This is a genomic window from Candidatus Methylomirabilota bacterium (assembly GCA_035260325.1).
In the GTDB taxonomy this organism is placed as follows: Bacteria; Methylomirabilota; Methylomirabilia; order Rokubacteriales; family CSP1-6; genus AR19.
Genome location: DATFVL010000227.1, coordinates 1 through 9,472 on the forward strand (window position 1 = coordinate 1; position 9,472 = coordinate 9,472).

At 72.1% G+C, this 9,472-nt stretch carries 9 protein-coding genes; 8 read left to right on the forward strand and 1 reads right to left on the reverse strand.

The window, feature by feature from the left end; all coding sequences use genetic code 11:
• Positions 1–594, forward strand: a 594-nt coding sequence (locus VKG64_14320; GenBank protein ID HKB26216.1) for an AI-2E family transporter, incomplete at its 5' end; no start/stop codon positions are given.
• A gap of 9 nt (positions 595–603) precedes the next feature.
• Here the strand turns inward: VKG64_14320 and VKG64_14325 are convergent.
• Positions 604–882 carry a hypothetical protein gene (locus VKG64_14325; GenBank protein ID HKB26217.1) on the reverse strand — a complete coding sequence of 93 codons (279 nt, stop codon included), beginning with the start codon at positions 880–882 and terminating at the stop codon, positions 604–606.
• 113 nt (positions 883–995) lie between these two features.
• Here VKG64_14325 and VKG64_14330 point away from each other — a divergent pair, with 113 nt between their 5' ends.
• The 7 genes from VKG64_14330 to VKG64_14360 all read left to right on the forward strand — a co-directional run.
• Positions 996–1,790 carry an SDR family oxidoreductase gene (locus tag VKG64_14330; protein ID HKB26218.1) on the forward strand — a complete coding sequence of 265 codons (795 nt, stop codon included), beginning with the start codon at positions 996–998 and terminating at the stop codon, positions 1,788–1,790.
• 19 nt (positions 1,791–1,809) lie between these two features.
• Entirely contained in the window at positions 1,810–2,856 is a 1,047-nt protein-coding gene (locus VKG64_14335; GenBank protein HKB26219.1) for an LLM class flavin-dependent oxidoreductase, read from the forward strand.
• Positions 2,857–2,864: 8 nt separating this feature from the next.
• The gene (locus VKG64_14340) at positions 2,865–3,917 is read left to right on the forward strand and encodes a 2-dehydropantoate 2-reductase (GenBank protein HKB26220.1); all 1,053 of its coding nucleotides are present in this window, start codon (positions 2,865–2,867) and stop codon (positions 3,915–3,917) included.
• A 79-nt stretch (positions 3,918–3,996) separates the two neighbouring features.
• Positions 3,997–4,296 carry a hypothetical protein gene (locus VKG64_14345; GenBank protein ID HKB26221.1) on the forward strand — a complete coding sequence of 100 codons (300 nt, stop codon included), beginning with the start codon at positions 3,997–3,999 and terminating at the stop codon, positions 4,294–4,296.
• Positions 4,297–4,329: 33 nt separating this feature from the next.
• Positions 4,330–5,646, forward strand: a complete 1,317-nt coding sequence (locus VKG64_14350; protein HKB26222.1) for a UGSC family (seleno)protein — start codon at positions 4,330–4,332, stop codon at positions 5,644–5,646.
• Between the two features lie 34 nt (positions 5,647–5,680).
• Positions 5,681–7,228 (forward strand): ABC transporter substrate-binding protein, encoded by a 1,548-nt coding sequence (locus VKG64_14355; GenBank protein ID HKB26223.1) that lies wholly within the window; start codon positions 5,681–5,683, stop codon positions 7,226–7,228.
• A partial coding sequence (locus tag VKG64_14360) for a xanthine dehydrogenase family protein molybdopterin-binding subunit (protein HKB26224.1) occupies positions 7,225–9,472 on the forward strand: 2,248 nt, incomplete at its 3' end. The genes VKG64_14355 and VKG64_14360, both read left to right, overlap by 4 nt.

Here is a 9,472-nt window from a genome sequence, read left to right on the forward strand (position 1 = left end):
GCGTGGGTGATCGTCCTCGTCCCGATCCTCGCCTTCTTCGTTCTGAAGGACGCCGAGGCCTTCGTCGGCGCGGTGACCGGGCTCGTCGTCGAGCCGCGCTACCGCCAGCGCTCGCTCCGGATCACCCAGGACCTCCATCACCTGCTCGGCGAGTACATGCGCGCGCTGGTTCTCCTGTCGCTGCTCACCTTCGTCGCCTGGTCCCTGGTCTTCCTGGTCGCGGGCGTCCCCTACCCGCTCATCCTGGCGGCCCTCGGCGGCGCGCTCGAGGTCATCCCGCTGGTCGGCCCGGTCGTCGCCGGCATCATCGTCGTCAGCGTCGCGATGTTCACGGGCTACGGCCACACGCTGGCGCTCGTGGTCTTCATCGTGGCATGGCGGCTCGTGCAGGACTACGTGTCGAGCCCGCTCGTGATGGGCCGTGGCATCGAGATCCATCCGGGCCTCGTCATCTTCGGCGTCATCGCGGGCGGCGAGCTCGCGGGGCCGGCCGGCATGTTCCTCTCCGTGCCGGTGATGGCGATGCTCCGGATCGTCTGGCACCACGCGCGGGACGCGCGGCGCACGCCCGACGACGCGGACGACGGCGGATGAGGCCGGACTTCACCTCGGCCGGCCGGCGCGCCGCCACGCGTCACCGAGGGACCACAAGGAGAGGACGAGCAGCGCGCACAGGGGCGCGATCAGCGCCGCGGAGGGCCGGGCCAGCGCGCGGAGGTCAGTCGGCGCGGCGCGTCCGAGAAGCCAGGTGAGGAGGAGCCCCGCCGCCAGGAAGGCGACCCCCTTCACGGGCTCGCGATTGTAGAGCTGCCCGAGGCCGGGGAAGATTCCCGAGAGGACGAGCGCGACGGTCTTCCGGCGGCGCGCGTCGGTCCCGCTCATTCGGCGTCCGCGCGGCCCATCGCGGGCGAGCTTATGCCGCCGCGCCCGCGGTTGGCAAGAATGATCGATCGGCGGCTCCGATCGCGCTACACTGCGCGGCACCGGAGGTGGCCATGCGCGTACTGGTGACCGGAGCGGCCAGTGGGATCGGGCGGGCGACGTGTCTGCGCTTGGCGCGCGACGCGCGGGAGCGGGGCGGGACGGCGAAAGTAGCGGCCCTCGACATCGGCCCGTCGCCCGGGCTCGACAGTCTGGCCGAGGAGCTCAGGAAGCTCGACGCCGAGGCACTCGTCCTCCACGGCGACATGGGGAGCCCCGACGCGCCGGCGCGCGCGGTCCGTGAGGCGGCCGAGCGCTTCGGCAGCCTGGACGGCCTCGTGAGCAACGCCGGGATCAACCGGCCGGGGCCGCTCGTGGACTACGGGGTCGAGGACTGGGACCGCGTCTTCGCGGTCAACACGCGCGCGACCTGGCTCCTCGCCAAGGCGGCCCACGCGGTGCTCAAGGTCTCGCGCGGCGCGATCGTGGCCGTCGGCTCCATGTCCGGGAGCAACGCGCACGCGAACCTCGGCGCGTACGGGCCGAGCAAGGCGGCCGTCATCATGCTCGTCCGCGTGCTGGCGCAGGAATTCGGGCGGGACGGCATCCGGGTCAACGCGGTGTCGCCCGGCATGGTGCGCACCGGCATGACGGCCCGGGTCTACGCCGACCCGCGGGTCGCCGCCGAGCGCGATGCCCTCGTCCCGCTCGGGCGCGTCGCGACTCCGGAGGACATGGCCGACGTCATCGCGTTCCTGCTCGGCCCCGACGCCCGCTACGTCAACGGCCACGACCTCATCGTGGACGGTGGCGTCGCCGGAAACTTCCTCGGCCGCCTGCCGGGGACCGCGCAGATCACGCGTGGCTGAGCCCGGGGAGGCGCTCCCCATGAAGTTCGGCGTCTTCATGGAGGAGATGCGGCGCGGCTCGAGCCAGGTCGAGGCGTTCGCCGAGGCCTTCGCCCTGGTGGACGCCGCCGAGGCCTGGGGCGTGGACGGCGTGTGGCTGGGCGAGATGCACTTCAACCCGGCGCGCTCGGTGCTCTCCGCGCCCATGGCTGTCGCCGGCGCCATCGCCGCGCGCACGCGCCGCCTGCGGGTCGGGACCGCGGTCCAGCTCCTCCCGCTGAACAACCCCCTGCGCATCGCCGAGGAGGTCGCGACGCTGGACCACCTGAGCCAGGGGCGCTTCGACTTCGGGATCGGCCGCAGCGGCTCCCCGCGCGCCTACGACGTGTTCGGGGTTCCCTACGAGGAGAGTCAGGCGCGCTTCCAGGAGGCGCTGGCGATCATCCTCGAGGCGTGGAAGGGCGAGCCGTTCAGCTACCGCGGCGAGTTCTACCGCTTCGAGAACGCTACCGTCGCCCCGCGCCCGTATTCGCTCCCCCACCCGCCCCTCCGGATGGCCGCGACGACCGCCGAGACCTTTCCTCAGGTCGGGCGCCTCGGACTCCCGATCTTCGTCGGGGTGCGCCTCATGGACACCGTCGAGCTCGCCCCGCATGTGCGGGCGTATCGCCGCGCGTGGCGTGAGGCGGGTCACCCGGGCGAGCCGAGCATCCACCTGCGCATCCCGGTCTACGCGGGGACGACGGAGGCGGGAGCGCTGGATGAGCCGCGCGAGAGCATCATGTACTACTTCGCGCGCCAGGCCGAGCTCGCCCGCTCGGCGGTGGGGCGCGCCGGCACCGGCCCCGCCGAGCAGCGGCAGGCCCGGGCCGACCAGCTCGCGGGCCTATCGTACGACGAGATCCTTCGCGGCAAGGTGGTGTTCGGCACCGCGGCCCGGCTGATCGATCGCCTCGGTGAGCTGCGCGAGGAGCTCGGCTTGAATGGTATCGTGGCGGAGCTGAACCCCGGCGGGCTCATCCCGGCCGAGCTGGAGCGGCGGAGCCTGCACGTCCTCACCCATCAGGTGATGCCGGCGTTCACGTAGGAGGGACCATGGCCAAGAAGATTCTCTTCGTCGGCGCCGGCGCCATCGGAAGCTACCTCGGCGCGTTCCTGTCGCGCGCCGGCCACGACGTGACGCTGGTCGATCCCTGGGCCGACCAGGTCGAGGCCATCCGCCAGCGCGGCCTCTCCGTCACCGGGCCCCACGAGCCGTTCGAGGCCCGGCCCGCGGCGGTCCACCTCCACGAGGCGAACCGCCTCCCGCGCGACTACGAGATCGCCTTCGTCGCCATGAAGGTCTACGACACGGCGTGGGCGGCCCAGCTCGCCCTCCGGCACCTCGGCCCCGACGGCTACGTCGTCGCCGCGGAGAACTGCTGGCCCGACCCGGTGGTGGCGGGCGTCGTGGGCGCCTCGCGCGCCGTGGGGCTCGTCATGTCCAAGATCGGCGTCGCGCTGTGGAAGCCGGGACAGGTCGAGCGCGGCATCGAGATGGGGCAAAGCAAGGGGCACGACGTCTTCCGGGCCGGCGAGCACGACGGGCGGGTCACGCCGCGCGTCACGGAGCTCGCGCAGATGCTCTCGGTGATCGACGGCGCCCAGGCCACGGAGAACCTCTGGGGCGAGCGCTGGGCCAAGCTCTGCGCGAACGCGATGGGCAATCCCGTCCAGGCCATGTCCGGGCTCGGCTCGCTCGAGATCGCGTCGAGCGAGGTCGGCCGCACCATCACGATCCACCTCGCGTCGGAGTCGGCGCGGGTCGGGCGGGCGCTCGGCTACCGCGTGCCCAAGTTCAACGGCGCCGCGGCCGAGGACTGGGCGGGCGCGGACCGGCGCCCGACCTGGGAGGCGCTCGACAAGATGCTGACACCGACCGCCGCGACACGGCGCAACTGGCGCGCGTCGATGGCCCAGGACGTCGCCAAGGGCCGGCCCACGGAGATCGATTACATGAACGGCCACGTGGTGGCCCAGGGCCGGGAGCGCTCCGTGCCCACGCCGGTGTCGTCGGCCGTGGTCGAGGTCGTGCACGAGGTCGAGACGCGGACGCGCAAGCCCGAGCCCGGGAACATCGAGCTCGCCCTCCGGAGCGCGGGGCTCTAGCGGCATTGGGGCACGACTACGAAGTGCTCGTGGTGAAAGGGCTCTGGGGGCACAGGAGCCCCTGAGCGGGAGGCTCGGCATGGGAGCGAACGACAAGCTCACGGTCCTCAGCCCGGTCGGCTTCGCGCCGAAGGTGACCACGAAGGATCTGGCGCGGCGCCTCGACTCGCTCGACGGCAAGACCGTCTACTTGGTGGACTGCCGCTTCGACGACTCCGACGTGTTCCTCACGCAGATGCAGGCGTGGTTCGCCGAGCACATGCCGGCCGTGCGGACCGTCGTGAAGCCGATCTCGAGCGTCTACCTCAAGGACGACCCGGCGACGTGGGAGGAGATCCGGGCCAAGGGGCACGCCGCGATCGTCGGCGTCGGCCACTGAAGCACCTGCGCGCCGGCGGTCGCCGCGCACGCGATGACGATCGAGGCCGGGTACGGCGTCCCCACCGTCGCCCTGCACACCGACAAGTTCGACCGCGTGGTCCGGTCGGTGGCGACCGTGAACGGGATGCCGGGCCTCCGGCAGGTCTTCGTCCCCCAACCCGTCATGGGAAAGTCCGCCCGCGAGCTCCGTGCTTACGTGGACGGCGCCGACCCGCTCACGGGCCGTCCCGTCATGCAGGAGGTCGTCGAGGGGCTCACGCGTCCGTTCGACGACGCGGAGCTCGCGTCGGCGGAGTTCGACCGCTCCACGCCGCGGCTCTGCCCGCCCGACACCGAGGAGAACCTCCACCGGCTCTTCCTCGAGAGCCACTGGACGGACTGTCTGCCGATCGTGCTGCCGACCGAGGCGCGGGTGGCGGCGATGCTCGACGGGACGCGCCGCAAGGCCGACGAGGTGGTCGGGCATATGCGGCCGACCCACTTCCGCGAGCCCTGGGAATACACGGTGGAGAAGGTCGCCGTGAACGCGGTGATGGCGGGCGCGAGGCCCGAGTACTTCCCCGTGATCCTCGCCCTCGCCGCGACGGGGGTGAGCGCGCGCGGGAGCACGACCAGCTCCATGGCGGCCATGGCCGTCGTGAACGGACCGGTGCGCCGTGAGATCGGGATGAACGCGGGGACGGGCGCCCTGGCCCCCTACAACCACGCGAATGCGACGATCGGCCGGGCCTACGGGCTCCTCTCGCAGAACCTCCAGGGCGGCTCGGTGCCGGGGCTCACCTACATGGGCTCGATGGGCAACAACTACGCCTACAACAGCGTCACCTTCGCGGAGAACGAGGAGCGGAGCCCGTGGGAGCCGTTCCACGCCGGCCACGGCTTCCGCCCGACCGACAGCGCGGTGAGCGTCTTCTCGGGCTGCCGCTCCACCGCCTTCACGCTCGGGCTCCGCGAGCGGCACTGGCGCGAGCACGTCGGCAACATGCTCCGCGGCATGGATCCGCACATTCCGCCCGTGCTCCTGCTGGATCCGATCACGGCGCGGCAGTTCATCGACCGCGGCGGGTTCCGGCAGAAGGCCGCGCTCCTCGACTGGCTGTACGACGCCGCGCGGATGCCGGCGGACCAGTACTGGGACTACCAGCTCATCCAGAACTACATCTATCCGCGGGCGACGTCCGGCGAGGAACCGTGGGCGTCCAAGCTCAGGGCCGCCCCCGACGAGTCGATCCCGATGTTCCGCCGCGAGGACATCCACGTCGTGGTCGTCGGCGGGGAGACGAACGGGTACTGGCGCATCATGGGTGCGACGTACCAGACGACGGTGTCGGTGGACGAGTGGCGCTAGGCCGCGCCGGCCGGCGCGTCACGGAGGGGCAGGCATGACCACGAAACGGCGCCGCGCCCCGCTCGCGGCGGGTCTGGTGTGCGCGCTGCTCGCCGGCGCTCTCGTTGGAGACGCCGGCGCGCAGGCGAAGCCCGAGGGTGAGATGCGCTGGGCGCTCTACGTGACGGTGCCGCCGCTCTGGTTCGACCCGGCGGAGGTGATGGGGGTCATCACGCCCTTCTGGGTGCTCTACGCGCTCCACGACGCCCTCGTGAAGCCGATGCCGGGCAACCTCATGGCGCCGAGCCTGGCGGAGTCGTGGACGGTGAGCGCGGACCAGCGGGTGTACGAGTTCAAGCTGCGCGAGGGCGTGAAGTTCCACAACGGCGATCCCTTCACCGCCGAGGACGTGAAGTTCAGCTTCTATCGCGCCAAGGGCGGCAAGATCCTCCGCGAGAAGGTCCAGGAGGTCACGGTCGTCGGGCCCCATCGGGTGCGCTTCCTGCTCCACGAGCCCTGGCCCGACTTCCTGACCTTCTACGGGACCCTGGCGACGGCGGCGGGCTGGGTCGTGCCCAAGAGCTACATCGAGAAGGTCGGCGACGACGGCTTCAAGAAGCACCCCATCGGCCTCGGGCCCTACAAGTTTGTGAGCAGCACGCCCGGCATCGAGCTGGTCATGGAGGCGTACGAGGGCTACTGGCGCAAGGTGCCCCACGTGAAGCGGCTGGTCTACAAGAGCGTGCCCGAGGGCACCACGCGGCTGGCCATGCTGAAGCGGGGAGAGGTCGACCTCGCCTATTTGCTCGATGCTCCGCAGGCCCTGGAGGTCAAACGGGATCCCACGCTCAAGCTCGCGTTCTCGGGAGGGATCGGGACGTTCTTCCTGGACTTCTTCGACCAGTGGGATCCGAAGTCGCCCTGGGCCGACAAGCGGGTGCGTCAGGCCGCGAGCTACGCCCTCGATCGGCGGGCCATCAGCGAGGCGGAGACGCTGGGAGCCTCGAAGCCCGCGGGCAACATCGTCCCCCGCACGTTCGAGTTCGCGCTGCCGCTCGAGCCCGATCGCTACGATCCCGTGAGGGCGAAGCAGCTCCTGGCGGAGGCCGGCTATCCCAACGGCTTCGACGCCGGGGATCTGCACGCCTATCCGCCCTACAACTCGATGACGGAGGCGGTCGGCAACGACCTTGGTGCCGTTGGCATCAAGACGAGGATGCGGACGATGGAGCGCGCCGCGTTCTTCTCCGCGTGGGCGACGAAGAAGCTCAAGGGCGTGTGCATGTGCGTCCTCGCGCTGTACGGCAACGCCGCCTCGCGGATGGCGGAGTGGGTGCCGAGCAGCGGCATCTACGCCTACGGCGGCTACCCCGACGTGGACGCGCTGTACAAGCAGCAGGCGCGGGAGACCGACCGGAAGAAGCGCGAGGCGCTGCTGCACCAGATCCAGCAGATCCTCCACGAGCGGGTGAGGTTCGCGCCCATCTGGGACTACACGTGGCCGAGCGGCGTCGGGCCGCGGGTCGAGGAGCCTGCGCTCATGCTGATCGACCCCTACCCGTGGTCCGCGCCGCTGGAGGACGTACGGCTCAAGCGGAAGTGAGCGTCGAGAAGTTCGCCGTCGGCCAATCCGCGCGGCGCCTGGAGGATCGGCACCTCCTCCAGGGCCTCGGCCGCTATTCCGACGACGTGAGCCTCCCGCGCCAGGCGTACGCCGCGGTCGTGCGCTCGCCCCACGCCCACGCGCTGCTCCGTCGAGTGGACGGGGCGGCCGCCCTGGCGGTGCCCGGCGTCCTCGCCGTGCTCACGGGAGCCGACCTCGCTGCCGACGGCCTTGGGAATCTCCCGACCGACTCGTCGCGCAAGCGGCGCGACGGCACTCCCGCGTTCTCGACGCCCCGCCCCGCGCTCGCGAGAGAGCGCGTCCGCCACGCCGGCGACCCCGTGGCGCTCGTCGTCGCCGAGACGCCCGGCGCGGCCGCCGACGCGGCCGAGCTCGTCGCCGTCCGCTACGAGCCGCTGCCGGCGGTGGCGGCGACCGTGGAGGCGGCGCGGCCCGGGGCGCCGGCGGTGTGGGGCGAGGCGCCCGACAACGTCGCCTTCGTCTGGGAGGCGGGCAATCGCGACGCGGTCGCGCGGGCGTTCGAGGGCGCCGCCCACGTCACGCGGCTCGATTTCGTCGTCACGCGCGTGACCGCGGCCCCGCTCGAGCCCCGCGCCGCCGTCGGCGAGTACGACCGGCGCACCGGGCGCTACACGCTCCACACCGGCATCCAGGCGCCGCACGGTCTCCGCACGCTCCTCGCCGAGCAAGTCTTCCGCGTGCCCCAGAGCCGCCTGCGCGTGGTGACCGGCGAGGTCGGCGGCAGCTTCGGCATGCGGAGCGGCGTGTACCCGGAGCACGTGCTGGTGCTCTGGGCGGCGAAGCGGCTCGGGCGGCCCGTGAAGTGGACGTCCTCGCGGCGCGAGGGCTTCGTCAGCGACGAGCACGGCCGCGACAACGTCTCGACCGCCGAGCTGGCCCTCGACGCCGGCGGGAAGTTCCTGGCGCTGCGCGTGGCCATCACGCTCAACATCGGCGCCTACCTCACGCCGCGGAGCGCAGGGCCGGGCACCAACAACGTCGGCGGCGTGGCCGGCGTGTACACGACGCCCGCCATCCACGTGGCGACCACGGGCGTCTACACGAACACGACGCCGACCGGACCGTACCGCGGCGCCGGACGCCCCGAGGCCACCTACGCCATCGAGCGCGTCATCGACGTGGCCGCGCGCGAGCTTGGCCAGGACCCGGTCGAGCTGCGCCGGAAGAACCTCATCCCCGCCTCCGCGATGCCGTTCAAGACGGGGCTCGTCTTCACGTACGACTGCGGCGACTTCGCGCGCGGCCTCGACATGGCGCTCGGGCTCGCCGACCACGCAGGATTCGAGAAGCGGCGGGCCGAGGCGCGGCAGCGCGGGCGGCTCCGCGGCCTCGGGATCGCCAACCCCATCGAGGTCGCCGGCGGGCCCTACACGGCCGTCAATCCCGACACGGCCGCATTGCGGGTCAACCCCGACGGCTCGGTCTCGCTCTTCACCGGCTCCACGTCGATGGGGCAGGGCAACGAGACAGCGTTCGCCCAGATCGTGAGCGACCGGCTCGGCGTGCCGCCCGAGCGCATCCAGGTGTTCTGGGGCGACAGCGACGCGCTCGGCGCCGGGCGCGGCAACGGCGGCTCGGGCGCCCTCACCGTCGGCGGTTCCGCCGTCGCCCGCGCGACCGAGAAGGTAATCGAGCGCGGCCGCCGGATCGCCGCGCGCCTGCTCGAGGCCGCGCCCGAGGACATCGTCCTGCGCGACGGGCGTTTCACCGTGACGGGAACCGACCGCGGCGTGACGTTCGCGGCCGTCGCGCGCGCGGCCTACCAGCCGCGGCAGCTGCCCGCCGGCATGGAGCCCGGCTTCAGCGAGACCGCGGCGTTCACGCCGCCCGCCGTCACCTTCCCGAACGGCAGCCACGTGTGCGAGGTCGAGATCGACCCCGAGACCGGCGCCGTGCGCGTCGTGCGCTACACGGTCGTCGACGACGTGGGGCGGATGGTGAACCCCATGCTCGTGAAGGGCCAGATCCACGGCGGCGTGGCCCAGGGCCTCGGCCAGGGGCTCTTCGAGGTCCTCGCGTACGATCGCGCAACGGGCCAGCTCCTGACCGGCACCTTCATGGACTACGCGCTGCCGCGCGCCGACGACGTGCCCGGCCTCGACGTCGACGCCCACGAGGTGCCGACGCAGGTCAACCCGCTCGGCGCCAAGGGCGTGGGCGAGGCGGGGACCGTCGGCGCGCTGCCGGCGCTCCTCAACGCGG